The organism is Duganella aquatilis (assembly GCF_009674565.1).
Lineage (GTDB): Bacteria > Pseudomonadota > Gammaproteobacteria > Burkholderiales > Burkholderiaceae_D > Rugamonas > Rugamonas aquatilis.
In genome coordinates this window covers 65920-90635 of sequence record NZ_WKJL01000021.1, presented here as the reverse complement: position 1 = coordinate 90635, position 24716 = coordinate 65920, and the positions used below count along the sequence as shown (strand labels likewise).

General features: G+C 63.5%; 23 protein-coding genes. 16 read left to right on the top strand and 7 right to left on the bottom strand.

Annotated elements, in window-relative coordinates; translation table 11 throughout:
• Positions 1–14: 14 nt before the first annotated feature.
• Complete coding sequence (locus GJ698_RS23250; protein WP_154360245.1) at positions 15–1589, bottom strand: alkaline phosphatase D family protein; 1575 nt, start codon at positions 1587–1589, stop codon at positions 15–17.
• 13 nt (positions 1590–1602) lie between these two features.
• Complete coding sequence (locus tag GJ698_RS23245) at positions 1603–2052, bottom strand: acyl-CoA thioesterase (protein WP_154360244.1); 450 nt, start codon at positions 2050–2052, stop codon at positions 1603–1605.
• A gap of 61 nt (positions 2053–2113) precedes the next feature.
• On the opposite strand from GJ698_RS23245, the gene GJ698_RS23240 reads away from it, so the two are divergent.
• Complete coding sequence (locus tag GJ698_RS23240; protein WP_154360243.1) at positions 2114–3949, top strand: ABCB family ABC transporter ATP-binding protein/permease; 1836 nt, start codon at positions 2114–2116, stop codon at positions 3947–3949.
• On the opposite strand, the gene GJ698_RS23235 is transcribed toward GJ698_RS23240, so the two are convergent.
• Complete coding sequence (locus GJ698_RS23235; protein WP_154360242.1) at positions 3946–5514, bottom strand: family 43 glycosylhydrolase; 1569 nt, start codon at positions 5512–5514, stop codon at positions 3946–3948. The genes GJ698_RS23240 and GJ698_RS23235 overlap by 4 nt on opposite strands.
• A gap of 138 nt (positions 5515–5652) precedes the next feature.
• On the opposite strand from GJ698_RS23235, the gene GJ698_RS23230 reads away from it, so the two are divergent.
• Positions 5653–6015: a hypothetical protein gene (locus GJ698_RS23230; RefSeq protein ID WP_154360241.1), complete on the top strand. Its 363-nt coding sequence runs from the start codon at positions 5653–5655 to the stop codon at positions 6013–6015.
• On the top strand, positions 6012–6212 hold the full coding sequence (locus GJ698_RS23225) for a hypothetical protein (protein WP_154360240.1): 201 nt from the start codon (positions 6012–6014) through the stop codon (positions 6210–6212). The genes GJ698_RS23230 and GJ698_RS23225 overlap by 4 nt, the downstream gene beginning before the upstream one ends.
• Before the next feature lie 39 nt (positions 6213–6251).
• On the opposite strand, the gene GJ698_RS23220 is transcribed toward GJ698_RS23225, so the two are convergent.
• On the bottom strand, positions 6252–7496 hold the full coding sequence (locus GJ698_RS23220; protein ID WP_154360239.1) for a dicarboxylate/amino acid:cation symporter: 1245 nt from the start codon (positions 7494–7496) through the stop codon (positions 6252–6254).
• Between the two features lie 207 nt (positions 7497–7703).
• Here GJ698_RS23220 and GJ698_RS23215 point away from each other — a divergent pair, with 207 nt between their 5' ends.
• A complete protein-coding gene (locus GJ698_RS23215) occupies positions 7704–8429 on the top strand; it encodes an amino acid ABC transporter ATP-binding protein (RefSeq protein ID WP_154360238.1) in 726 nt (241 codons plus the stop codon).
• 4 nt (positions 8430–8433) lie between these two features.
• Here GJ698_RS23215 and GJ698_RS23210 read toward each other — a convergent pair whose 3' ends face one another.
• Positions 8434–8625 carry a type II toxin-antitoxin system RelE family toxin gene (locus GJ698_RS23210; RefSeq protein ID WP_154360237.1) on the bottom strand — a complete coding sequence of 64 codons (192 nt, stop codon included), beginning with the start codon at positions 8623–8625 and terminating at the stop codon, positions 8434–8436.
• The gene (locus GJ698_RS23205) at positions 8622–8864 is read right to left on the bottom strand and encodes a type II toxin-antitoxin system Phd/YefM family antitoxin (RefSeq protein WP_154360236.1); all 243 of its coding nucleotides are present in this window, start codon (positions 8862–8864) and stop codon (positions 8622–8624) included. The genes GJ698_RS23210 and GJ698_RS23205 overlap by 4 nt, the downstream gene beginning before the upstream one ends.
• 111 nt (positions 8865–8975) lie before the next feature.
• Between GJ698_RS23205 and pyrC the strand changes: the two genes are divergently transcribed.
• The 4 genes from pyrC to GJ698_RS23185 all read left to right on the top strand — a co-directional run bounded on the left by pyrC (position 8976) and on the right by GJ698_RS23185 (position 13156).
• Positions 8976–10028 carry a dihydroorotase gene (gene pyrC, locus GJ698_RS23200; RefSeq protein ID WP_154360235.1) on the top strand — a complete coding sequence of 351 codons (1053 nt, stop codon included), beginning with the start codon at positions 8976–8978 and terminating at the stop codon, positions 10026–10028.
• A 4-nt stretch (positions 10029–10032) separates the two neighbouring features.
• Positions 10033–10830 carry a DUF3025 domain-containing protein gene (locus tag GJ698_RS23195; protein WP_371865423.1) on the top strand — a complete coding sequence of 266 codons (798 nt, stop codon included), beginning with the start codon at positions 10033–10035 and terminating at the stop codon, positions 10828–10830.
• 50 nt (positions 10831–10880) lie between these two features.
• Positions 10881–11876, top strand: a complete 996-nt coding sequence (locus tag GJ698_RS23190; RefSeq protein WP_154360234.1) for a Gfo/Idh/MocA family protein — start codon at positions 10881–10883, stop codon at positions 11874–11876.
• Between the two features lie 68 nt (positions 11877–11944).
• On the top strand, positions 11945–13156 hold the full coding sequence (locus tag GJ698_RS23185) for an MFS transporter (protein ID WP_154360233.1): 1212 nt from the start codon (positions 11945–11947) through the stop codon (positions 13154–13156).
• A gap of 180 nt (positions 13157–13336) precedes the next feature.
• On the opposite strand, the gene recG is transcribed toward GJ698_RS23185, so the two are convergent.
• Positions 13337–15403, bottom strand: coding sequence for an ATP-dependent DNA helicase RecG (gene recG / locus GJ698_RS23180; RefSeq protein WP_154360232.1), 2067 nt, complete (start codon positions 15401–15403; stop codon positions 13337–13339).
• A gap of 71 nt (positions 15404–15474) precedes the next feature.
• On the opposite strand from recG, the gene queA reads away from it, so the two are divergent.
• The 8 genes from queA (at position 15475) to eutC (ending at position 24711) form a co-directional block, all read left to right on the top strand.
• Positions 15475–16500, top strand: a complete 1026-nt coding sequence (gene queA, locus GJ698_RS23175; protein WP_154360231.1) for a tRNA preQ1(34) S-adenosylmethionine ribosyltransferase-isomerase QueA — start codon at positions 15475–15477, stop codon at positions 16498–16500.
• A 2-nt stretch (positions 16501–16502) separates the two neighbouring features.
• On the top strand, positions 16503–17642 hold the full coding sequence (tgt, locus tag GJ698_RS23170; protein WP_154360230.1) for a tRNA guanosine(34) transglycosylase Tgt: 1140 nt from the start codon (positions 16503–16505) through the stop codon (positions 17640–17642).
• 71 nt (positions 17643–17713) lie between these two features.
• Entirely contained in the window at positions 17714–18049 is a 336-nt protein-coding gene (gene yajC, locus GJ698_RS23165; RefSeq protein WP_166455268.1) for a preprotein translocase subunit YajC, read from the top strand.
• 59 nt (positions 18050–18108) lie between these two features.
• Positions 18109–19971: a protein translocase subunit SecD gene (gene secD / locus GJ698_RS23160; RefSeq protein WP_154360229.1), complete on the top strand. Its 1863-nt coding sequence runs from the start codon at positions 18109–18111 to the stop codon at positions 19969–19971.
• A gap of 25 nt (positions 19972–19996) precedes the next feature.
• The gene (gene secF, locus GJ698_RS23155) at positions 19997–21019 is read left to right on the top strand and encodes a protein translocase subunit SecF (RefSeq protein WP_154360228.1); all 1023 of its coding nucleotides are present in this window, start codon (positions 19997–19999) and stop codon (positions 21017–21019) included.
• A 168-nt stretch (positions 21020–21187) separates the two neighbouring features.
• Complete coding sequence (eat, locus tag GJ698_RS23150; RefSeq protein WP_154360227.1) at positions 21188–22561, top strand: ethanolamine permease; 1374 nt, start codon at positions 21188–21190, stop codon at positions 22559–22561.
• The gene (locus GJ698_RS23145; protein ID WP_154360226.1) at positions 22533–23918 is read left to right on the top strand and encodes an ethanolamine ammonia-lyase subunit EutB; all 1386 of its coding nucleotides are present in this window, start codon (positions 22533–22535) and stop codon (positions 23916–23918) included. Before eat ends, GJ698_RS23145 begins: the two co-directional genes overlap by 29 nt.
• Positions 23911–24711, top strand: a complete 801-nt coding sequence (eutC, locus tag GJ698_RS23140; protein ID WP_229260133.1) for an ethanolamine ammonia-lyase subunit EutC — start codon at positions 23911–23913, stop codon at positions 24709–24711. The genes GJ698_RS23145 and eutC overlap by 8 nt, the downstream gene beginning before the upstream one ends.
• Positions 24712–24716: the final 5 nt, after the last annotated feature.

The window sequence follows — 24716 nt, the reverse complement described above, 5'->3', positions numbered from 1 at the left end:
AATCGCCTGCCGAGTCAGGCGATTTTTTTTAGGCCCGGCGTACCGTTGCGCACCACGAAGCCGGCGGCGCGGGCGATCGGGCTGGCGCTGTCGTGCACATCGTCCAGTGCGAGGAAGTGGGCGGTGGTGTCGGCCGGCGTGATGGTCAGCAGCATGTAGCCGCGCTTGTCGCTGCGGCCGTATTGGATGGCTGGATTCATGCGCAGGTATTGCTCGGTGCGTGCTTGCGGCCGCGAGGGCGAGGTGATCGAGGTGCCGCAGAACTCCGTCGCCACCAGCGGGTTGGCCGCCGAGCGCGGACGCGACGGATTGCGCGCCAGTTCGCTGGCGAAGAAGCTGTGCACGTCGCCGGACAGCACCAGCGGATTGCTGGCGCGGCTGGTGTGCAGCGTGTCCATCAGCTGCTGGCGCGCCATCGGGTAGCCATCCCAGCCGTCGGTCCAGAAGCGGCCGTCGCCTTCCTTCACGATCGGCAGCTGGCTGTTCTGCGCCATCAGCGTCTGCTGCGTCAGGATGTTCCAGCGCGCCTGCGACGACGACAATCCCTGCGCCAGCCATTGTTCCTGTTCCTTGCCCAGCATGCTGCGGCTGCGGTCGAGCAGCGTCGGGCAGTCGCGCAGCAGCACCGAGCTGGAACCGCCGCGTCCCGCCGGCGGACAGGCGTGGTAGGCGCGGTACTGGCGGTCGTCCAGCACGTGAAAGCGCGCCAGCCTGCCCCAGTCGTAGCGCTGGTAGATGCGCATGTGGGCGAAGTCGGCCGGCGTGGCGCGTAGCGGCATGTGTTCGTAGAAGGCCTGGTACGCGGCGGCGCGGCGGTCGATGAAGCGCGGGTTGAGGCGCTCGTCGCGGTCGTTGCCGTAGTCGTTGGCGACTTCATGATCGTCCCAGGTGACGATCCACGGCGCGGCCTGGTGCGCGGCCTGCAGGTCGCGGTCGGTCTTGTACTGGGCGTAGCGGGCGCGGTAATCGGCCAGTGTGAAGCTCTCAGAAGCCCGTACAGCGGCTTTCGGGTGCTGCAGCTGGTATGGCCCCCACTCGTAGATGTAATCGCCCAGGAATGCCACCAGATCGGGCGCAGCGGCCGTGATGTGGCGGTGGGCGGCATAGGTGCCGAATTCCCAGTGCTGGCAGGAGGCCACGGCCAGTTTCAGGGTAGCCGGCATGGCGCCGGCGGCGGGCGCGGTGCGCGTGCGGCCGACGGGGCTGACGGCGTCGCCCAGCATGAAGCGATACCAGTACCAGCGGTCCGGCTGCAAGCCGGTGACGTCGACGTGTACGCTGTGCGCCAGCGCGGGCGTGGCGCTGGCCGTGCCCTTGGCGACGACGCGGCGGAACTGCTCGTCCTCCGCCATCTCCCAGCGCACGCTGAAGGCGATGGCCGGCATGGCGGCGGCGTTCAACGGATCGTGCAGGATGCGGGTCCAGATGACGACGGCGTCCGGCAGCGGCGAGCCGGAAGCCACGCCCAGGCTGAATGGATAGGCACTGCCGCTCTTCTGCGCGATGGAGGACGTGCTGGCGCTGGAGAGCGCGGCCAGCGCGCCGAGGCGGCTGGCGGTGGCAAGGAAGATGCGGCGGTGCTCGTCCATGCGCTCCTTGCGCTTACGAGTGGATCAGCGTTTCGATCGGCGGCACCTTGCGCGGTTTGCGGTCGGAATCGGTGGCGACGTAGGTCAGCGTGGCTTCGGTCACCTTCACGGTGTCGGCCTGCAGGCGGTTGCGTTCCGCATACACCTCGACCTGCACGGTAATGGACGTATTGCCAACCTTGGTAATATCAGCATAAAACGACAGCAGGTCGCCGACGAATACCGGATTCTTGAACACGAAGGAATTCACGGCGATGGTGGCGACGCGGCCATTGGCGCGGCGCGTGGCCGGCAGCGAGCCGGCGATGTCCACCTGGGCCATGATCCAGCCGCCGAACACGTCGCCGTAGACGTTGGCGTCCGACGGCGAAGGCATCATGCGCAGTTCCGGCATCTTCCCGGCGGGCAGGCCGCGGTTGACGGTGGTAACGGCGATCGGGGCGGGATTTTCGGGCGTGGTCATCGTGATTTCTCTTCAGGGGCTACAATTATCGGGATTGAACCATAAAAAGCCGATATCCGCCATGCGCCGTTACTCCGAATCCCCGCCAGCCTCCGCCAGTAAAGCCGCTCCCGCCCGCAGCGATACCGCTACTTTAAAAACACTGCTGCCCTACCTGTTCGTCTACAAATGGCGCGTGCTGCTGGCGCTGGGTTGCCTGGTCGGCGCCAAGCTGGCCAACGTCGGCGTGCCGGTGGTGATGAAGAAGCTGATCGATTCGCTGACCATTTCGCCATCCCATCCGCAGGCCTTGCTGGTGCTGCCGCTGGGGGCACTGGTGGCCTACGGGGTGCTGCGCGTGTCGACCACGCTGTTCACCGAGCTGCGCGAATTCCTGTTTGCGCGCGTGACGCAGCGCGCGGTGCGCACCATCGCGCTGCAGGTGTTCCGTCATCTGCATGCGCTGTCGCTGCGCTTCCACCTGAACCGCCAGACCGGCGGCATGACGCGCGATATCGAACGCGGCACGCGCGCCGTCGGTTCGCTGATTTCGTACACGCTGTTCAACATCCTGCCGACGCTGGTGGAGATCACGCTGGTGCTGGGCTACCTGGTCACGCACTACGACATCTGGTTCTCGGTGATCACCTTTGTGGCGCTGGTGTCGTACATCAGCTTCACCATCATCATCACCAACTGGCGCACGCACTTCCGCCGCACCATGAACGAGCTGGATTCCAAGGCCAACACCAAGGCCATCGACTCGCTGATCAACTACGAAACGGTGAAGTACTTCGGCAACGAGGAGTACGAAGCCAGGCGCTATGACGAAGGCTTGCAGAACTACGAAAGCGCCGCCGTCAAGTCGCAAACCTCGCTGTCGCTGCTGAACACCGGCCAGTCGATGATCATCGCCGTGGCGGTGACGCTGATCCTGTGGCGCGCCACCGTCGGCGTCATTGAAGGCAAGATGACGCTGGGCGATCTGGTGCTGGTCAACTCCTTCATGATCCAGCTGTACATTCCGCTCAACTTCCTTGGCGTGATCTACCGCGAAATCAAGCAAAGCCTGGCCGACATGGAGAAGCTGTTCTCGTTGCTGGACCAGAACCGCGAGATCGCCGATGCGCCGGATGCGCAGCCGCTGGTGACGCATGGCGCACAGGTGCGCTTCAACCACGTGGACTTCAGCTACGATCCGAAGCGCCAGATCCTGTTCGATGTGGACTTCACCATCCCGCCGGGCACCACGACGGCGGTGGTGGGCCACAGCGGTTCCGGCAAGTCCACCTTGTCACGCCTGCTGTTCCGCTTCTATGAGGTGAACGCCGGCGGCATCACCATCGACGGCCAGGATCTGCGTTCGCTGACGCAGGATTCGGTGCGCCACGCGATCGGCATCGTGCCGCAGGATACAGTGCTGTTCAACGACACCATCGAATACAACATCGCCTACGGCAAGCCGGGCGCCACGCACGACGAGATCGTGGCCGCGGCGCGCGCCGCATCGATCCACGACTTCATCGACAGTCTGCCGGACGGCTACAAGACCATGGTCGGTGAGCGCGGCCTGAAGCTCTCCGGCGGCGAGAAGCAGCGCGTGGCGATCGCGCGCACGCTGCTGAAAAATCCGGCCATCCTGATCTTCGATGAAGCCACGTCGGCGCTGGACTCCAAGGCCGAACAGGCGATCCAGGCACAGTTGAAGGAAATCTCGCGCACGCGCACGACGATGGTGATCGCACACCGCCTGTCCACGGTGGCCGATGCGCAGCAGATCCTGGTGCTGGACCACGGCCGCATCGTGGAACGCGGCACGCATCAGTCGCTGCTGGCGGCCAATGGCCTGTACGCCCAGATGTGGGAACGCCAGCAGGCCAAGGCGGATGAGACGGACGAAGAGGACGCCGTCGCCTAAGCCAGCGCGCGATACCGGAAATCGCGCATCTTCACCACGCCTGTTCCCGCGCTGTAGATGCCGGGTTGCAGGCTGGCGAAGCCGCCGAACACGTTGTGGTGCAGGCCCGAGACTTCCATCTGCCACGGATGCTGCACCCAGTTCTTCCCGTCCAGCGAGTAGTGGAAGGTGACGATGTGGCGGTCGTTGCGGACGCGGATATGCACGGTGGCGACCTCCATCTTCTCGCGCATCCAGCTTTGCTCCTGCGAGTGCTGGAAGGTTTTCATCTGCGTCGGCGTGAAGCCGATGCCGACGTAGGCGCGCTCGTTGTAGTGCAATAGCAGGCCGCCTTCGGCATCGGCGCCGATGTCCAATGTGATAGTGGCTTCGTAGGCGCGGTCGCCGGCGATGAAGGTCAACGGCGACGAGTCCACCGGCGACGTGCCTTTGCCGCGAATGGCCAGCACGCCCGGTGTGTGCTGCACGCGTTTCATTTCATCCGGTCCCGGATTGAAGAAGCTCCATTGCACGCCGAATCTCAGTGTTTTGAAATCATCGGACCGGGCGAAGTTGTGCGGGACTGCCTTGCCTTTCTTCGGCATCGGCAGTGGTGCGGACAGGTCGCCGCCTCTGGCTTTGAACCAGCCGTCGCTGGTCCATTCGATCGGCTCAAGCAGGCATTGGCGGCCCAGCGTGCGGTAGCCGTTTTCGTAGCCGTGGTAGACCATCCACCAGTCGCCGGCCGGGCCTTCGACCAGCGTGGCGTGGCCGCGCGACCACCATTTCTCTTCGGCGCTGCGGGTGCGCACCAGCGGGTTGTCTGGATGGTTTTCCCATGGGCCGTGGATGGAGCGCGAACGGGCGGCGATCACCATGTGGCTGGTGGGCGGGCCGGAAGTGCCGCCGACCGCCATCACCAGGTAAAACCATTCGCCGCGCTTGAGCAGCTTGGGGCCTTCGGGAGCGAACATCTCCACCACCCAGTCCTGCGGGTAGCGCCATGGTTCGTAGACTTTTTCCAGCTTGCCGGCGGTGGCCAAGCCGTCGTCGGTGAGGGCGATGCGGCGCACGCCGTTGACGAACAGGTAGCGCTTGCCGTCTTCGCCGACGGCGTGGCCGGGATCGATGGCGCCTTCGATCTTGAGGTCGATCGGATCGCTCCATGGACCTTTGATGTTGTCGGCCCAGATCACGTAGATGCTGCTGCCGGCGGGGATGTAGATGTAGTAGCGGCCCTTGTGCCTGACCAGGTCCATGGCCCAGATGCTGCCGAGCGGCTTGGTCAGCGCCGGGCCGATGGGCTGCCAGTTCACCAGATCCTGGGAGTGCCAGATGATGACGCCGGGGTAGGCCAGGAAGGACGAAAACGTCATGTAGTAATCGTCGCCGTCCTTGAGGATGGTGGGATCGGGATGGTCGCCGGCCAGGATGGGGTTGAGGAAGGTGCCGTTGCCCAGGTCCGCCTTGCGCTGGCCTTCGACGCCGCGTCCCCATTTCGGCTCGGCCGCCGCCGTCGCCAATTGCGGCGCCACTGCCGCGCCGGCCAACAAAGTCTTCAGCGCAGTGCGCCGCGAAGCAGTCATATCGTCTCCACCGTCATCGAATTATTCCCCGATGGTGCATCAAGCTGTACGCCATCGCAATTACGAAAACCGCCAAGCAGGATAACGATTCCGCGCAAGCGCCGCGCTTGCTTGCTATGAGGTGCAGCAAGGTGCATCATGTTTTTGCGGACTATCCTCCGATCTGCCCCGGAAAGCCTGTATGGTAACGTTCAGCTAGCGCTTGGTTCGGCGTCCACCCTGATTGCGCTACTTGAGCGGTTTGGGAAAAAAGTGACGGTTATGGAGATGATTGGCGCTGGCATTCGGGGCGAAAAGTTGGCTGTCATCGGGGCCATGAGTGCATCGTTTTACGTTGGCGCCGTCATTGGGAGTATTGCGGTGGCTACCGGCAGAAGTTTGGCGAACGGCACTTCTATTGCCGATGTCTTGCTTAATGCGCAGATGAATCACCTGCATCGTCCCTGGTTGCCGGGACTGCTGGTGCGCCATCCGGAGATTTATAAACGGAGGGGAAAATGAAAGACGGATTGATGTTATTGATTGCCGGACTGCTTTGCGCCGGCGGCGCAGCGCTGTTCTTCAGGTACTTCGGCAGCGACGCGCTCAACATCATCATCTTGCTGACGCTGATTTGCACCATCGCGGACAACGCCCGCCTGCGGCGCCGGTTGCGGGAGATGGGCGCCAAGCCGGAAGGCAAACGCACCTGGCTGTAATGAAAAAGGCCACCCGAAGGTGGCCTTGTCTGGAATAGCTTATACCGCTTCTTTCGGCGGATCCATCTCGCCTTCCCACTTGGCGACGACGGCGGTGGCGATGCCGTTGCCGATGACGTTGGTCGCGGAGCGCGCCATGTCGAGGAAGTGGTCGATGCCCAGCAGCAGCAGCATGCCGGCTTCCGGAATATTGAACTGGCCCAGCGTCGCGGCGATCACCACCAGCGAGGCGCGCGGCACGCCGGCCATGCCCTTCGAGGTCAGCATCAGCACCGCCATCATGGTCATCTGCTGGCCCAGCGACATTTCGATGCCATACGCCTGCGCGATGAACACGGTGGCGAAGGTGCAGTACATCATCGAGCCGTCCAGGTTGAACGAGTAGCCGATCGGCAGCACGAACGAGGCGATGCGGTTGCGCACGCCGAAACGCTCCAGGCCTTCCAGCGTTTTCGGATACGCCGCTTCGCTCGACGCGGTCGAGAACGCCAGCAGCGCCGGGCTGCGCATTTCACGCATCAGCGCGAAGATGCGGCCTTTCAGGAACAGGAAGCCGATGAAGATCAGCAGCGCCCACAGCAGCGCGATGCCGAAGTAGAACTCGGCCATGAACACGCCGTAGGTCGACAGCACGCCCAGGCCGCTCTTGGCGATGGTGCCGGCCACCGCCGCAAACACCGCGAACGGCGCGAATTTCATCACGTAGCCGGTGACCTTCAGCATGACGTGGGCAACGCCGTCCAGCGCTTCGATCAGCACATTGGCCTTCGGACCCACGGCCGCGGCGGCCGAACCGAAGAACAGCGAGAAGATCACGATCTGCAGGATTTCATTCTTGGCCATGCCCTCGACGATGGACGCCGGTACCAGGTGGGTGACGAAGTCTTTCAGCGTCAGGCTGGAGGTGGCCAGGTCGGTCTTGGCGGCGGTGGCGGCCATGTGGCCCAGCAGCGCGTCGCCGGGACGGAACAGATTGACCAGGATCAGGCCCAGCGTCAGCGACATCACCGAGGCGATGAAGAACCAGCCCAGCGTCTTGATGCCGACGCGGCCGACGGCGGTCGCATCGCCCATCTTGGCAATGCCGCACACCAGCGTGGAAAATACCAGCGGTGCGATGATCATCTTGATCAGGCGCAGGAACAGCGTGGTAATCAGCGTCAGCGTGTCGGCCAGGCTGATACGGCCGGCCTCGGTCATATTGCCGTAGGCGAGATAGCCCGTGATGACGCCTAGCGCCAGTCCGATGAGGATGTAGGTGGTCAATCGGCTTTGTTTGTTCATGTGTTCGGGCTTCCTGTGGTAGTGTCTCTCTGGGCCTGCGCAGCGAGCAGGGTGGCCGCCGCTGCGTTCTTCTTAGCGATGGCAACAGCCGGTTTTGGGTGCGCCGGCTGCTGAAACTATTGGCAAGTTCCGCAGTATCCTTGTGGGCACGGGCGCTGTCAAGCGCGCGGCGGGCCAGCCACAGGCTGCAAAATAATCTATTTACTTATGATCGAAATCAAAAACATCAGCAAGTGGTATGGTCAATTCCAGGTGCTGAAAGACTGCACGACTGGCGTTAAAAAAGGCGATGTGATGGTGATTTGCGGGCCGTCCGGTTCCGGCAAGTCGACCCTGATTAAGACCGTCAACGGGCTGGAACCGTTCCAGCAGGGCGAAATTATCGTCGACGGCACCTCGGTCGGCGCCAAAAACACCGACCTGCCGGCGCTGCGCGCGCGCATCGGCATGGTGTTCCAGAACTTCGAGCTGTTCCCGCATTTGTCGGTGCGCGACAACCTGACCCTGGGCCAGATCAAGGTGCTGGGCCGCAGCGCGGACGAGGCCAACGCGCGCGGCCTGCAGTATCTGGACCGCGTCGGCCTGCTGGCGCAGCAGGACAAGTTCCCCGGCCAGCTTTCCGGCGGGCAGCAGCAGCGGGTGGCGATCGCCCGCGCACTGGCCATGGACCCGATCGCCATGCTGTTCGACGAGCCGACCTCGGCGCTGGACCCGGAAATGATCAACGAAGTGCTGGACGTGATGGTCGGCCTGGCGCAGGAGGGCATGACGATGATGGTGGTGACCCACGAAATGGGCTTTGCCCGCAAGGTGGCCAACCGCGTGGTGTTCATGGACCAGGGCGCGATTCTGGAGGACAGCGGCAAGGACGAATTCTTCCAGGCCCCGAAAACCGACCGCGCCCGCGACTTCTTGGCGCGCATCATTCACTGATGTTTTATTGGTAATGCGTCCCGCCGTGAATACGTACCCGCCAGATCGCCGACCAGTTTTCGAACCGCGGCGGACGGGCAAACAGATCGTTTGCCAGGATGTCCAGCAGCGCCTGTGTTTGTTTCTTCAGATGTGCGGCCGCCAATTTTTTCGCGTCTTTTTGCGCCTGGCGCGAATACACCAGTTGCCAGCTCACCAGTTCAATTCCTTGCTGCTTTCCTCCAGCGGTTCCGCGCGGGCGGCGATGATGGACTCACGCATGCCCGGCACCGACATCAAATGCAAGGTTTCCTGGATGGCGGCCCAGTCCTCGGCAGAGACCAGCACCGCGTTATTGCGTTTGCCGGTGATGGTGACCGGCGCATGACTGGCCGCAGTTTCGTCGATCAGGTTATACAGCCGGGCGCGGGCTTCGCTGGCGGAAATGGTGTCCATGACGACTCCTTGGGATAATGCAAGCAAACGTACGCTTATGCGTACGCACTGTCAAGCGACCCGCGCAACGAGGTAAAATGTCGGCTATTCGTGTTTTGAAAGCCTGCCGCCATGTCCGACCTTGCCACTACTCCCGACAGCATCACCATCACCCGCCCAGACGACTGGCACCTGCATCTGCGCGACGGCGCGACGCTGGCCAGCGTGCTGCCGCACAGCGCCCGCCAGTTCGGCCGCGCCATCGTGATGCCGAATCTGAAACCGCCGGTGACCACCACCGCCGCTGCTGTCGCCTATCGCGAGCGCATCATGGCCGCGCTGCCGGAAGGCCTGAACTTCGAGCCGCTGATGACGCTCTACCTGACCAACAACACGCAGCCCGACGAAATCGTGCGCGCCGTGGACAGCGGCATCGTCCACGCGGTCAAGCTGTATCCGGCCGGCGCCACCACCAATTCGGACGCCGGCGTGACCGATCTGTCCAACTGCTACAAGACGCTGGAAAAGATGCAGGAACTGGGCCTGCCGTTCCTGGTCCATGGCGAAGTCACCGACCAGGACATCGACCTGTTCGACCGCGAAGCCGTGTTCATCGAGCGCGTGATGCGCCCGCTGCGCCGCGACTTCCCGGCGCTGAACATCGTCTTCGAACACATCACCACCAAGCACGCCGCGCAATATGTGGCGGAAGCCGAAGGCCCGATCGCCGCCACCATCACCGCGCATCACCTGCTGTACAACCGTAACGACATCTTCAAGGGCGGCATTCGTCCTCACTACTACTGCCTGCCGGTGCTGAAGCGCGAAGAGCACCGCCTGGCGCTGGTCACCGCCGCCACCAGCGGCGACGAACGCTTCTTCCTCGGCACCGACTCGGCGCCGCACGCCAAGGGCGCCAAGGAGGCCGCCTGCGGCTGCGCCGGCTGCTACACCGCGCTGCACGCGATGGAGCTGTACGCCGAAGCCTTCGAGCGCGCCGGCGCGCTGGACAAGCTGGAAGCCTTCGCCAGCTTCAATGGCCCGGCCTTCTACAACCTGCCGCGCAACGAGGGCACCATCACCCTCAAGCGCGAACAGTGGACCATGCCGGAAACCCTGCCGCTGGCCGAGCAGGAAGTCGTGCCGCTGAACGCCGGCGAAACCATCAACTGGAAAATGGTGTAAGCAAGTGCTGGACACCGTCGACTGGTCGCGTCCGTGGTACGAATCGGTACGCGGCGCGGCTGGACGCTTGTCGGCGGAGGCACATTTCCGCGATGAATTCTGCAAGCAGGCCGCCGCACTGGGCCTGCGCAATCACCTCGGCCTGCCGATTTCCTTCGTGCCGCAGGAAGATCTGCCGGACGGCACGGCCTACGAAGAGCACATCGGCGTCACCGGCTGCGTACCGACGCGCGACAACTTCCACGATTTCTTCAACGGCCTGGTATGGCTGACCTTCCCGCGCATCAAAGTGCAGCTGAACGCCTTGCAGGCGGCGCAGATCGCATTGGACGGCGTGGGCAAGTCACGCGGCCCGGCGCGTGACGCCGCCACCATCTTCGATGAAAACGCCGCGCTGCTGGTGGTGCGCGACTACGCCGACGGCCATGCGCTGGTCGATGCGCTGCGCGGACACCGCTGGCAGGAAGCCTTCCTCACGCGCCGCGCCAGCTTCGGCCCCGACGCGCAAGTCTGGCTGTTCGGCCACGCGCTGATGGAAAAGCTGGTCGCGCCGCGCAAGGCCATCACCGCGCATACGCGCGTGGTGCTGGCGGGCGACGATTTCTTCGCGAAGGACCACGAAGGCCGCCGCGCATGGCTCGACGCCACGGTCGCGCAGCAGCTGGCCGAGGAAGGCCTGAGCACCGCCGGCTTCACGCCGATACAGGCGCTGGGGGTGCCGGGCTGGTGGCCGGAGCAGGATGAAGCCTTCTACGCCGACGCAACGGTGTTCCGCCCAAAGCGCGAAGCCGCAGTAAAATAGCCCTTCCAACACCAACCAACACGCCGCCGACGCGGCAGAAAGAACACGCCATGACGCAGGTAATTCGCTGGGGTATTCTGGGCACGGGCAAAATCGCCAAGGCCTTCGCCACCGCTTTGCGGGAAACGCCGGACGCAAAACTGGTGGCCGTCGCTTCGCGCGCCGTAGATAGCGCTACCAAGTTCGGCCAGGAGTACGGCGCCGAGCGTTTCCACGGCAGCTACCAGGCGCTGGCCGACGATCCCGATGTCGATGTGATCTATATCGGCACGCCGCACCCGATGCATCACGAGAACGCGCTGATGTGCCTTAACGGCGGCAAGGCGGTGCTGGTGGAGAAGTCGTTCACCATGAACCGGCGCCAGGCCGAGGACATCATCAATCTGGCGCGCGCGAAAAATCTGTTCGTCATGGAGGCGATGTGGACGCGTTTCATGCCGACGGTGGTCGAGGCCAAGCGCATTGTCGACAGCGGCGAGATCGGCAAGCCGGCCAATGTGACGGCGGATTTCGGCTTCACCTCGGACGCCGGTCCTGAGCACCGCCTGTTCGCGCCGGAGCTGGGCGGCGGCGCGCTGCTGGACCTGGGCATTTATCCGCTGTCGATGTCGTCGTTCTTCATGGGCGCTGTCACCGGCGTGAAGGCGCAGGCGGAGATGGCCGCCACCGGCGTCGACATGCAAACCGCGTTCACGCTGACGCATGAAGGCGGCGGCGTGTCGTCCTGCGCGTGCAGCCTGCGTTCGCGCACGCCGACCGAGTTGACCATCTCCGGCACCAAGGGCTTTGTGCGCCTGCATGACCGCTTCCACAACACCGACACCATCACCGTCACGCTGGTGGATGGAGTTTCGCGCAACGAGCGCACCCTGTCGCTGCCGAAGTCCGGCAACGGCTACACGCATGAAGCGCAGGAAGTAGGGCGCTGCATCCGCGCAGGCCTGATCGAAAGCCCGGTGATGCCGCACGCCGAAACGCTGGCGCTGATGGGCACCCTGGACGAGATCCGCGCGCAGATCGGCCTGCGCTATCCCGCCGACGCCTAAGCACCTCAGCGCGGCCGGCGCGAACTGGTTACAATCTTCGGATATGAATTTAATAACGGGGATAGACCATGTTCGTTGCTGACCGCACGCCTTCCTTGAAAACCGTACTGCTCGCCACCGGCGTCGTCCTGACGCTGGCCATGGGCGTGCGCCACGGTTTCGGTTTCTGGATGCAGCCGATCTCGCAAGCCAATGGCTGGACGCGCGAGACCTACTCGCTGGCGCAGGCCATGCAAAACCTGATGTGGGGCGCGTTCGGCCCGTTCGCCGGCATGGCGGCGGACCGTTTCGGCACCATGCGCGTGGTGCTGGTGGGCGCGATCAGCTATGCCGCCGGTTTGTTCTGGATGGCGCTGGTGACCGATCCCACCATGTTCGTACTGGGCACCGGGTTGTTTGTCGGCTTTGGCCTGGCCTGCACGGCGTTTGGCGCGGTGAGCGGCATCATCGGCCGCGTGGCGCCGCCGGAGAAGCGTTCGTGGGCGTTCGGCATCTCCGGCGCGGCCAGCTCCTTCGGCCAGTTCATGATGATGCCGGTCGAGCAGCAGCTGATTTCCGCCGTCGGCTGGCAGAACGCCTTCTATATCCTGGGCGGCTTGCTGGTGTTGTTGATGGTGCCGATGGCCTTCCATCTGCGCGAGCCGGCGGTGGAGCATGCGCATGGTCCGCAGCAAAGCATCCGCGAGGCGGCCGGCGAGGCGCTGGGCAATCGTTCCTTCCTGCTTCTGCTGGCGGGCTATTTCGTGTGCGGCTTCCAGGTGGTGTTTATCGGCGTGCACTTGCCGGCGTACTTGCGCGACAAGGGCATCGCCAATCCGAATGTCGCCGTGCTGGCGCTGGCGCTGATTGGGCTGTTCAATATCTTTGGCTCGTACTATGCAGGCAAGCTGGGTGGACGGCTGCCCAAGCGTTATCTGCTGTCGACCATTTACTTCTCGCGTGCGGTGGTGATTTCGCTGTTCCTGCTGGCGCCATTGATGCCGCTATCGGTGTATCTGTTTGCGGCGGCGATGGGCGTACTGTGGTTGTCGACGGTGCCGCTTACGAACGGCATCATCGCCGGCGTGTTCGGCGTCAAGCACATGTCGATGCTGGCGGGGATCGTGTTCTTCTCGCACCAGATGGGCAGCTTCCTGGGCGTGTGGCTGGGCGGTTATCTGTATGCGGCGCAGGGCAATTATGACGTTGTGTGGGGCATCGCGATTGCGCTTGGCGTGATGGCCGGCCTGGTCAACCTGCCGATCAACGAGCGCCCGCTGGCGCGCCTGAAGGCGGCGTGATGAAAACCTGGCTGCTGCGCGCCGCCATCGCCGTTGTGCTGGCGCTGGTGTTCGCCGCATATCTGCAGCCAGACTTCATGGTTGATCTCGCCAACCGCATCTACCTGTGCTTCTAAAACCGGGGTCAGTTCTGCCATTGGTACATGAGCTCGTGTGCGATTGGCAGAACTGACCCCGGTTTTAGACTTTCAGGAACTCTTCGCGGCCGCCTAGCCAGCGGGCGAGGTGGGCTTCGACGGTGGCGGCTTTTTCCGGGCTGTTGGCGTGCAGCAGGTCGTGGGCGACGTCGCGCGCCTGGTCGACCAGCCAGCCGTCGGTTTCCAGGTCGGCGAAGCGCAGCATGGCCTGGCCGGACTGGCGCGCGCCGAGGAATTCGCCGGGGCCGCGTATCTCCAGGTCGCGGCGGGCGATTTCAAAGCCGTCGGTGGTTTCGCGCATCGTCATCAGGCGCTGCTTGGCGATCTGGCCCAGCGGGCTTTGGTACAGCAGCAGGCACACCGATGCCGCCGAGCCTCGCCCTACGCGGCCGCGCAACTGGTGCAGCTGCGACAGGCCGAAACGCTCGGCGTGTTCGATCACCATCAGCGAGGCATTCGGCACGTCCACGCCCACCTCGATCACCGTGGTGGCGACCAGCACCTGCATCTCGTTGGCGATGAAGGCGTCCATCACTTCCTGTTTCTCCGCCGTCTTCAGGCGGCCGTGCACCAGGCCGATGTTCAGGTCCGGCAGCGCTTCCGCCAGCAGGGCGTGGGTGTCGGTGGCGGTTTGCAGTTGCAGCGCTTCCGATTCCTCGATCAGCGGACAGACCCAGTAGACCTGCCGGCCTTCCTGCGCGGCCGCGTGCACGCGTTCGATCACTTCGTCGCGCCGGTTCTGGTCGATGGTGCGCGTGACGATCGGGCTGCGGCCCGGCGGCAGTTCGTCGATCACCGATACTTCCAGGTCGGCGTAGTAGGTCATCGCCAGCGTGCGCGGGATCGGCGTGGCCGACATCATCAGCTGGTGCGGCACTTCGCCTTCGTTGCCCTTGTTGCGCAACACGAGACGCTGGCCGACGCCGAAGCGGTGCTGCTCGTCGACGATGACCAGGCCGAGATTGGAGAAGGTCACCACATCCTGCAGCAGCGCGTGCGTGCCGACCACCAGCCGCGCCTCGCCGGATTCGATCAGGTCGTACGCCGCCTGCTTGTCCTTCTTCTTCAAGCTGCCGCTGAGCCATGCGACCTTGACGCCCAACGGCTCCATCCACGCGGCGATCTTGCGGAAGTGCTGTTCGGCCAGGATCTCGGTCGGCGCCATCAGCGCGGCCTGGTAGCCGCTGTCGATGGCCTGCGCGGCTGCCAGCGCCGATACCACGGTCTTGCCGCTGCCGACGTCCCCTTGCAGCAGGCGCTGCATCGGGAACGGCTGGCGCAGGTCGGCGCGGATTTCGTTCAGCACCTTCTGCTGCGCATTGGTCAGCTTGAAAGGCAGGGCGTCCTGGAAGCTTTTGGACAGCGAGCCAATCACTGTCAGCGCCGGCGATCCTTTCAGCCGGCGCGCGCGCTGGGCGCGTTTCAGCGACAGCTGCTGCGCCAGCAGCTCGTCGAACTTCACGCGTGTCCAGGCGGGATGCGAGCGGTCGGCCAGCGCGTGGTTGTCCACCTGTTGCGGCGGGTAGTGCAGCAGCTTCACTGCCGGCTCCAGCTCGGACAATTGCAGCTGCTTGCGCAGCTCGGCCGGCAGCGTATCGGTCCAGTCGACGCGTTTCATGGCCTCGCCGATGGCCTTGCGCAGCACCGGCTGCGACAGGCCTTCGCCGGCCGGATATACCGGCGTCAGGGAAGTCGGCAACGGCGCGCCTTCGTTGACCACCTTGTAGGCCGGATGCACCATCTCGGCGCCGAAGAAGCCGTGCTTCAATTCGCCGCGCGCGCGCACCCGCGTGCCCTCGGCCAGCTGCTTGACCTGGCTGCCGTAGAAATTCATGAACCGCAGCTGCAAATCGCCCGTGTCGTCGGCGATGTGGACCAATAACTGCCGGCGCGGCTTGTAGGCGATCTCGTTTTTGGTGACAACGCCCTCAACTTGGGAGGTGTCGCCGCCATGCAGCCGGGCTTCCTCGATGCTGATGACCTGGGTTTCGTCTTCATAGCGCATGGGCAGGTGCAGCACCAGGTCCATATCGGTGTGCAAGCCCAATTTGGCCAGTTTGGCCTCGGGGCTGACGGTTTTCTTGGCAGTTTTAGACGGTGAAACAGGCATATGGCGTAAAATAGAGGGTTGGCCGCCGGTATTGTAAGGCCTACCGTATTTTTGTTTAACAGAGTCCGCACATGTATTCGCTTTCCGATTTCGATTTTAACTTGCCGCAAGAGCGTATTGCGCAATTTCCGCTGCCAGACCGCAGCGCTTCCCGTCTGCTGCATCTGGACGGCGAGCAGATCATCGACCGTCAGTTCGCTGACATCGTCAATCTGCTGCAAGCCGGCGACCTGCTGGTGATGAACAATACCCGCGTGCTGAAGGCGCGTTTCTTTGGCACCAAGGAGAGCGGCGGCAAGGTGGAGGCATTGGTCGAGCGCGTGCTGGACAACCGCACCGTGCTGGCGCAGGTGCGCGCCTCGCGTTCGCCGCTGGCCGGCACCAAGATGCGCCTGGCCGACGCCTTCGACGTCACGGTCGGCGAGCGCGCCGGCGAGTTCTTCACGCTGCACTTCGACGCCGACGTGTTCGACCTGATCGAAGCGCACGGCCGCCTGCCGCTGCCGCCGTACATCGAGCACGATGCGGATTCGTTCGACGAAACCCGTTACCAGACCGTGTTCAACAAGGTGCCGGGCGCCGTCGCCGCGCCGACCGCCGGCCTGCACTTCGACGAGAAGCTGCTGGAACAGCTGAAGGCCAAGGGCGTCAACTTCGCCTACGTCACGCTGCACGTGGGCGCCGGCACCTTCCAGCCGGTGCGTCACGAGAAGCTGTCGGACCACCAGATGCACACCGAGTGGTACACCATGCCGCAGGAAACCGTGGACGCCGTGCGCGCCACCCGCGCCGCCGGGCGCGACGTGGTGGCGGTCGGCACCACCAGCCTGCGCGCGCTGGAGTCGGCCTCGCAGAGCGGCCAGCTGGAGGCGGGCAGCGCGGACACGGCGCTGTTCATCACGCCGGGCTACAAGTTCAAGACGGTGACCCGTCTGATCACCAATTTCCACCTGCCGAAATCGACGCTGCTGATGCTGGTGTCGGCCTTCGCCGGGTTTGAAGAGATCCGCAAGGCCTACGCCCACGCGATCGCCAATGAATACCGCTTCTTCAGCTATGGCGACGCCATGCTGCTGACGACGCAGAACAAGGAATAACAATGCTGGAATTTAAACTGCACAAGACCGACACCACCGGCGTGACCAAGGCCCGCCGCGGCGAGGTGAAACTGAACCACGGCGTGGTCCAGACCCCGATCTTCATGCCGGTCGGCACCTATGGCTCGGTCAAGGCAATGTCGCCGCTGGAGCTGAAGGAAATCAACGCGCAGATCATCCTGGGCAACACCTTCCACCTGTGGCTGCGTCCGGGCAACGACGTCATGGCCAAGTTCGGCGGCCTGCACGACTTCATGGGCTGGGACAAGCCGATCCTGACCGACTCGGGCGGTTTCCAGGTGTTTTCGCTGGGCGCGATGCGCAAGATCACCGAGGAAGGCGTGCACTTCAACTCGCCGATCAACGGCGACAAGCTGTTCCTGTCGCCGGAAGTGTCGATGCAGATCCAGCGCGTGCTGAATTCCGACATCGTCATGCAGTTCGACGAATGTACGCCTTACGAAATCGACAACCGCCCGGCCACGCTGGACGAGGCGGCCAAGTCGATGCGTATGTCGCTGCGCTGGGCGCAACGCTCGCACGACGAATTCCACCGCGGCGAGAACCCGAACGCGCTGTTCGGCATCGTCCAGGGCGGCATGTTCGAGAACCTGCGCGATGAATCGCTGGCCGGCCTGGAAGAAATCGACTTCCCCGGCCTGGCCATCGGCGGCCTGTCGGTCGGCGAGCCGAAGGAAGACATGATGCGCATCCTGCAACACGTCGGCCCGAAACTGCCGGCCAACAAGCCGCACTACCTGATGGGCGTGGGCACGCCGGAAGACCTGGTGGCCGGCGTTTCCAACGGCGTCGACATGTTCGACTGCGTGATGCCGACCCGTAACGCCCGCAACGGCTGGATCTTCACCCGCTACGGCGACATCAAGATCAAGAACGCCCGTTACAAGGATGACAAGGAGCCGTACGATCCTACCTGTTCTTGCTACGCTTGCAAGAACTTCTCGCGCGCCTACCACCACCACCTGAACCGTACCCAGGAAATCCTCGGTGCGCGTTTGAACACCATCCACAACCTGCACTATTACCTGGACATCATGCAGCAGATGCGCGACGCCCTGGACGCCGACCGTTTCCCGGCGTGGGTGCAGCAATTCCACGCGGATCGCGCACGCGGGGTGTAAAAGTCCTGACGCCGTGCGGCCAGTGCTAGAATACAGCGCTGTTTTTTAAACTATAGATATCGGAGTCACCTGTGTTCCTCATTTCCAACGCGTATGCCCAATCCAATCCTCTCGAAGCCCTCGGCGGCGGCGGCTTCCTGGGCCAGTATGGCTTCCTGATTCTGATGTTCGTGGCGATGTACTTCCTGATGATCCGTCCTCAGCAGAAGCGCGCCAAGGAACAAAAGGCCATGATGGAAGCGCTGGCCAAGGGCAATGAAGTCGTGACCGCCGGTGGCGTGCTGGGCAAGATCACCAAGATCTCCGACGCCTACGTGACCCTGGAAATCTCCAGCGGCGCCGAACTGGTGGTGCAAAAGAACTCGATCACGATGGTGCTGCCAAACGGCACGCTGAAGAGCCTGTAATTCCCACTGGCCCGCGCCCGCGCGGGCCTTTTGACGTCTACATTGAACGTTAGAGCTATATGAATCGTTATCCAGTCTGGAAATACATCCTTATCGCGGTCGCGATCCTGTTGGGCGCGCTGTACACCGCGCCGAACTTCTTCGGCCAGTCGCCGGCGGTGCAGGTCACCAGCGGCAAATCGACGGTCAAGATGACCTCGGACATGACGGCCAAGGTCGCGGACGTGCTGAACAAAGCCGGCATCGCCAACAACGGCCTGACTTATGACGGCAGCGGCGCCTACACCTCGGTGCGCGTGCGCTTCGCCACGCCGGACATCCAGTTCCAGGCCAAGTCGGTGCTGGAAAAGGGCCTGAACGCCGATCCTGAAGACCCAACCTACCTGGTGGCGCTGAATCTGCAGGAAGATACGCCGAAATGGATGCAAAGCCTGCACGCGCTGCCGATGTACCTCGGCCTCGATCTGCGCGGTGGCGTGCACTTCCTGATGCAGGTCGACACCAAGGCCGTGCTGGCCAAGCGCGTGCAAGGCATGCAGGCGCTGGCCCGTGCCGCGCTGCGCGACAAGAACGTGCGCCACGCCGGCATCGACCGCGTGGGCGACACCATCGAAGTCAAGTTCCGCGACGACGCCACCCGCCAGAAAGCCAAGGATGTGCTGGCCGGCCAGCTGGCCGACGTGGCGTTTGTGGACGCCGGCGAAGGCAGCGACCTGAAAACGGTGGTGAGCCTGAAACCGGCCGCGCTGAAGCAGACCGTCGATGACGGCGTCAAGCAGAACATCTCCACCCTGTCCAAGCGCGTCAACGAGCTGGGCGTGGCGGAACCGGTGATCCAGCAGCAAGGTCCGGACCGCATCGTGGTCCAGCTGCCGGGCGTGCAGGACGTGGCGCGCGCGCGCGCCGTGATCGGCCGTACCGCGACGCTGGAAGTGCGCATGGTCGACGAATCGATCACGCCGGGCACCGAAATGTCGGCGGCGATTCCGTTCAACTCGGAACTGTTCACCGTCGGTAAAGGCGTGCCGGTCGTGCTGACCAAGGACGTGGTGCTGACCGGCGATTACATCTCCAGCGCCGTCGCCAGCTTCGACTCGAACAACCAGCCAGCGGTCGGCATCGACCTGAACGGCGACGGCGGCCGCCGCATGCGCGACGCCACCCGCGAGCGCGTCGGCAAGAAAATGGCCATCGTGCTGTTCGAAAAAGGCAAGCCGGAAGTGCTGTCGGTTGCCACTATCCAGAGTGAACTGGGCAGCCGCTTCCAGATCACCGGCATGGGCAATGCCGAGAACTCGGCTGAACTGGCGCTGCTGCTGCGCTCCGGCGCGCTGTCGGCGCCGATGGATATCATCGAAGAACGCACCATCGGCCCTGCGCTGGGCGCGGAGAATGTCAACAAGGGTCTGCATTCGACCATGTACGGCTTCGCGGCGATTGCGATCTTCATGATCGTCTACTACATGATGTTCGGCTTCTTCAGCGTGTTTGCGCTGGCGTGCAACCTGTTGCTGCTGGTGGCGCTGCTGTCGCTGATGCAGGCGACGCTTACCCTGCCGGGCATGGCCGCTATCGCGCTGGCGTTGGGTATGGCGATTGACTCCAACGTGCTGATCAACGAGCGTATTCGTGAAGAGCTGCGTTCCGGCGCTTCGCCGCAGCAGGCGATCGCCGCCGGCTTCGACCGCGCCTGGGCCACCATCATCGACTCCAACGTCACCACGCTGATCGTCGGTGTGGCGCTGTGGGTGTTCGGTTCCGGTCCGATCCGCGGCTTCGCCGTGGTGCACACGTTGGGCATTCTGACTTCGATGTTCTCCGCCGTGTTCATCTCGCGTGGCGTGGTGAACCTCTGGTATGGCCGCAAGAAGAAGCTGCAATCCGTCGCTATCGGTACCGTCTGGGTACCGGGCCAGAAATAGTCAGAGTTAACTCGGGGCACCCAACATGGAATTTTTCCGCATTAAAAAAGACATCCCGTTCATGCGCCACGCGCTGGTGTTCAACGTCGTTTCGGCGTTGACCTTCGTCGCGGCCGTGTTCTTCCTGCTGCACCGCGGCCTGCATTTCTCGGTGGAGTTCACCGGCGGCACCGTGATGGAGCTGAAATACCAGCAGGCGGCCAATCTGGAACGCATCCGCCACACGCTGGAAACCATCGGCTACGAACAGCCTGAAGCCACCGGCTTCGGCACCGCCCACGACGTGATGCTGCGTCTGCCGGTGGTGAAGAACGTCAGCTCGAAGGATGCTTCGGCGCTGGTGTACGACGCGCTGTGCAAAGCCGAAAGCGGCGCCATGAAGCAGATCGACACCGTGACCGCCAAGGGCGAACACGTGGTCAAGCAGGCTTGCTCGGATACCGCCGGTGCTGAACTGGTATCGCTGCAGAAGGTGGAATTCGTCGGCCCGCAGGTTGGCGACGAGCTGGCGCAGAATGGCCTGAACGCGCTGGTGATGGTGATCATCGGCGTGATGATCTACCTGGCCGTGCGCTTCGAATGGAAATTCGCGGTGGCGGCGATCATCGCCAACTTGCACGACGTGGTCATCATTCTCGGCTTCTTCGCCTTCTTCCAGTGGGAGTTCTCGCTGACGGTGCTGGCCGGCGTGCTGGCGGTGCTGGGCTACTCGGTGAATGAGTCGGTGGTTATCTTCGACCGTATCCGCGAAAACTTCCGCAAGCAGCGCAAGGCTTCGGTGCATGAAGTGATCGACAATGCGATCACCTCGACCATCTCGCGTACCATCATCACCCACGGCTGTACGCAGATGATGGTGCTGTCGATGCTGTTCCTGGGCGGTCCGACGCTGCACTACTTCGCGATGGCGCTGACCATCGGTATCTGCTTCGGCATCTACTCGTCGGTGTTCGTGGCCGCCGCGGTGGCCATGTGGCTGGGCGTGAAGCGCGAAGACCTGATCAAGCCGATCAAGGAAAAAGACGAAACCGACGGCGCAGTGGTTTAAGTCTCCCCAAAATCCCTCCATCCGGAGGGATTTTTTTTTCAACTCCATCGCGCTAATGCGCTGTAATGAGGCGGCTGGACGGGCCAATCGGGTGCAGCGCGGATGCCACGCCCGTAGCGGCGGCTGGCATGGGGCTTGCATGTTTATCTACTCTTGGAGGAGGAAAGCATGCAAGCCACTTTACAAAAGACGCTGGGCACGTTTCAACTATGGGGCATCGCCGTCGGGCTGGTGATCTCGGGCGAGTATTTCGGCTGGAGTTATGGCTGGGCCTCGGCCGGCACGCTGGGCTTCACCATCACGGCGCTGTGCATCGCCGCCATGTACACGGCGTTCATCTTCAGCTTCACCGAGCTGACGACTTCCATCCCCCATGCCGGCGGACCGTTCGCCTACAGCAAGCGCGCCTTCGGACCGCTGGGCGGCTACCTGGCCGGCGCGGCAACCTTGATCGAATTCGTGTTTGCGCCGCCGGCGATCGCGCTGGCCATCGGCGCCTATCTCAATGTGCAGTTCCCGCAGGTCGAGCCGAAGACGGCGGCGGTTGGCGCCTACCTGGTCTTCATGACGCTGAATATCCTCGGCGTGCAGATCGCCGCCACCTTTGAATTGATGGTGACGCTGCTGGCGATCTTCGAACTGCTGGTGTTCATGGGCGTGGTGTCGCCGGGATTCTCGGTGGCGCATTTCGTCAAGGGCGGGTGGGCGGGGCAGGACGCGTTCAGCATGGCCGCCATTCCCGGCATGTTCGCGGCGATTCCGTTTGCGATCTGGTTCTTCCTGGCGATCGAGGGTGTGGCGATGGCGGCGGAGGAGGCGCGGAATCCGCAGCGCTCGGTGCCGATCGCCTACATCGCCGGCATCGTCACGCTGGTGCTGCTGGCGCTGGGCGTCATGGTGTTTGCCGGCGGCGCCGGCGACTGGACCAAGCTGGCCAACATCAACGATCCGCTGCCGCAGGCGATGAAGCTGATCGTCGGCGAGAACAGCGGCTGGCTGCACATGCTGGTGTGGCTAGGCCTGTTCGGTTTGATCGCATCCTTCCACGGCATCATTCTCGGCTACTCGCGGCAGATTTATGCGCTGGCGCGCGAGGCGTATCTGCCGGAGTATTTCGCCAAAATTCATCCGCGCTTCAAGACGCCGCACCGCGCCATCCTCGCCGGCGGCGTGATCGGCATCGCCGCCATCTACAGCGATGAGCTGATCAAGCTTGGCGGTCAGACGCTGACGGCCAACATCGTCACCATGTCGGTGTTTGGTGCGATCACCATGTACATCATCAGCATGCTGGCGCTGTTCAAGCTGCGCCGCGCGGAGCCGGAGATGGCGCGGCCGTTCCGCGCGCCGTGCTATCCGCTGTTCCCGACCGTCGCACTGGTGGGCGCGGTGGTCTGCCTGGCCACCATGATCTATTACAATTGGCTGATCTTCTGTGTGTTTGTGGTGTTTCTGTTGCTGGGCTACGGTTGCTTCCTGGCGACCGCGCCGCAACGTCAGCGAAAGGGCAGCGATGGGGTACTCGCACCAGGTCGGCAGTAAGACGTATCAGTTTCGCGATCTGAAGGATTTGATGGCGAAGGCAACACCTGCGCGTTCGGGCGATTACCTGGCCGGCGTGGCGGCCGGCAGCGCGGAAGAGCGGGTGGCGGCGCAGATGGCGCTGGCCGATCTGCCGCTGCGCGTTTTTCTCAGCGAGGCGCTGATTCCATACGAGCGGGATGAGGTGACGCGGCTGATCGTCGATACGCACGATGCGGCGGCGTTCGCGCGCGTCGCGCATCTGACGGTGGGCGATTTTCGCAACTGGCTGCTCAGCGATGCGGCCGATGGCGCGGCGCTGACCGCGCTGGCGCCGGGCGTTACGCCGGAGATGGCGGCGGCGGTGTCCAAGATCATGCGCGTGCAGGATCTGGTGCTGGTGGCGCGCAAGTGCGAGGTGTTTGCGCGCTTCCGCAATACCATCGGTTTGTCTGGGCGCATGTCGACGCGCTTGCAGCCGAATCATCCTACCGATGATGCGAGCGGCATCGCGGCCAGTGTGCTGGATGGTCTGCTGTATGGCAGCGGCGATGCGGTCATCGGCATCAATCCGGCTACCGATAATGTGCCGCAGGTGATCAATCTGGTTTCCATGTTGGACGAGATCATTGCGCGGTATGCCATTCCAACGCAGTCCTGCGTGCTGACGCATGTGACCAATACCATCGCCGCCATCGAGCGCGGCGCGCCGGTGGATCTGGTGTTCCAGTCGATTGCCGGCACCGAGGCGGCCAATGCCGGCTTTGGCGTGACGTTGTCATTGCTGGACGAAGCGCGGCAGGCGGCGTTGTCGCTGGGGCGCGGTACGGTGGGCAGCAATGTGATGTATTTCGAGACGGGGCAGGGCAGTGCGCTGTCGGCCAACGCGCATCATGGCGTCGATCAGCAGACCTGCGAGGCGCGCGCCTATGCGGTGGCGCGGCGCTTCCAGCCGTTGCTGGTGAATTCGGTGGTGGGCTTTATCGGGCCGGAGTATCTGTACGACGGCAAGCAGATTTTGCGCGCGGGGCTGGAGGATCATTTCTGCGCCAAGCTGCTTGGGCTGCCGATGGGCTGCGATGTCTGCTACACCAATCATGCGGAGGCGGATCAGGATGATATGGATGTGCTGCTGACGATGCTGGGCGCGGCCGGCTGCACGTTTGTGATGGGCGTGCCGGGATCGGATGACATCATGCTCAATTATCAGAGTACGTCGTTTCACGATGCGCTGTATGTGCGGCGGGCGCTGGGATTGAAGCCGGCGCCGGAGTTTGAGGCTTGGCTGCAGACCATGGGCATCGTTACGGGAGATGCGCGGTTTACGTTGGCGGATGCTTTGCCGGCGGCTTTCAACAAGGTGCTGTTGCATGGATAAACTGGTGACTGTGAATCCGTGGACGGCGCTGCGGCGGTTGACGGCGGCGCGGATTGCGCTGGGGCGTAGCGGCGTCAGTCAGCCGACGGCGCCGCAGCTGGCGTTTCAGCTGGCCCACGCGCGCGCCCGCGATGCGGTGCATCTGGCGCTCGATGTTGCGGCGCTTGGCGAAGCGTTGAGCGCCGCGAGCGGCTTGCCATGCGTGAGCCTGCACAGCGCCGCGCCGGACCGCCACACCTACCTTCAGCGCCCCGACCTCGGTCGCCAGCTCAACGCCGCCTCGCACGACACGCTGGCCGCCGTCGATGCGTCCGGCGTCGCGCCCTATGATCTTGCGCTGGTGGTCGCCGATGGCCTGTCGGCGCTGGCGATCGAGCAGAACGCTGCGCCGTTCATTCGCGCATTGATGGCGCGCCTTTCGAGCGAGCAGTGGCGCCTCGCACCGATCGCCATCGTTCAGCAAGGCCGCGTGGCCATTGGCGATGGCATCGCCCACCTGCTAAACGCACAAGCCGTGGTGGTGCTGATCGGCGAACGTCCCGGCCTCAGCTCCCCGGACAGCATGGGCCTCTATCTCACCTGGGCGCCGCGCCCCGGCCTGACGGACGCCAGCCGCAACTGCATCTCCAACGTCCGCCCCGAGGGCTTGACCTGGGAGGCCGCAGCGTTCAAGCTGCACTACCTGCTGTCCGAGTCGCGACGTCGCCAATTGTCCGGCGTCGCGCTGAAAGACGAAACCGCGAGCGAGAGCGCCAACCTGGAGGCGCCACGGCGCAATTTCCTGTTGGAGTGAGACCG

Bases quoted from the DNA above. Each gene is read 5' to 3' on its own strand.
- GJ698_RS23205 (WP_154360236.1), bottom strand. From the start codon at position 8,864: ATGGACACCATTTCCGCCAGCGAAGCCCGCGCCCGGCTGTATAACCTG.
- GJ698_RS23250 (WP_154360245.1), bottom strand. From the start codon at position 1,589: ATGGACGAGCACCGCCGCATCTTCCTTGCCACCGCCAGCCGCCTCGGC.
- pyrC (WP_154360235.1), top strand. From the start codon at position 8,976: ATGTCCGACCTTGCCACTACTCCCGACAGCATCACCATCACCCGCCCA.
- secF (WP_154360228.1), top strand. From the start codon at position 19,997: ATGGAATTTTTCCGCATTAAAAAAGACATCCCGTTCATGCGCCACGCG.
- GJ698_RS23215 (WP_154360238.1), top strand. From the start codon at position 7,704: ATGATCGAAATCAAAAACATCAGCAAGTGGTATGGTCAATTCCAGGTG.
- eat (WP_154360227.1), top strand. From the start codon at position 21,188: ATGCAAGCCACTTTACAAAAGACGCTGGGCACGTTTCAACTATGGGGC.
- GJ698_RS23240 (WP_154360243.1), top strand. From the start codon at position 2,114: ATGCGCCGTTACTCCGAATCCCCGCCAGCCTCCGCCAGTAAAGCCGCT.
- eutC (WP_229260133.1), top strand. From the start codon at position 23,911: ATGGATAAACTGGTGACTGTGAATCCGTGGACGGCGCTGCGGCGGTTG.
- tgt (WP_154360230.1), top strand. From the start codon at position 16,503: ATGCTGGAATTTAAACTGCACAAGACCGACACCACCGGCGTGACCAAG.
- queA (WP_154360231.1), top strand. From the start codon at position 15,475: ATGTATTCGCTTTCCGATTTCGATTTTAACTTGCCGCAAGAGCGTATT.
- GJ698_RS23185 (WP_154360233.1), top strand. From the start codon at position 11,945: ATGTTCGTTGCTGACCGCACGCCTTCCTTGAAAACCGTACTGCTCGCC.
- GJ698_RS23235 (WP_154360242.1), bottom strand. From the start codon at position 5,514: ATGACTGCTTCGCGGCGCACTGCGCTGAAGACTTTGTTGGCCGGCGCG.
- GJ698_RS23230 (WP_154360241.1), top strand. From the start codon at position 5,653: ATGTTTTTGCGGACTATCCTCCGATCTGCCCCGGAAAGCCTGTATGGT.
- GJ698_RS23220 (WP_154360239.1), bottom strand. From the start codon at position 7,496: ATGAACAAACAAAGCCGATTGACCACCTACATCCTCATCGGACTGGCG.
- secD (WP_154360229.1), top strand. From the start codon at position 18,109: ATGAATCGTTATCCAGTCTGGAAATACATCCTTATCGCGGTCGCGATC.
- GJ698_RS23190 (WP_154360234.1), top strand. From the start codon at position 10,881: ATGACGCAGGTAATTCGCTGGGGTATTCTGGGCACGGGCAAAATCGCC.
- GJ698_RS23225 (WP_154360240.1), top strand. From the start codon at position 6,012: ATGAAAGACGGATTGATGTTATTGATTGCCGGACTGCTTTGCGCCGGC.
- GJ698_RS23245 (WP_154360244.1), bottom strand. From the start codon at position 2,052: ATGACCACGCCCGAAAATCCCGCCCCGATCGCCGTTACCACCGTCAAC.
- recG (WP_154360232.1), bottom strand. From the start codon at position 15,403: ATGCCTGTTTCACCGTCTAAAACTGCCAAGAAAACCGTCAGCCCCGAG.
- GJ698_RS23145 (WP_154360226.1), top strand. From the start codon at position 22,533: ATGGGGTACTCGCACCAGGTCGGCAGTAAGACGTATCAGTTTCGCGAT.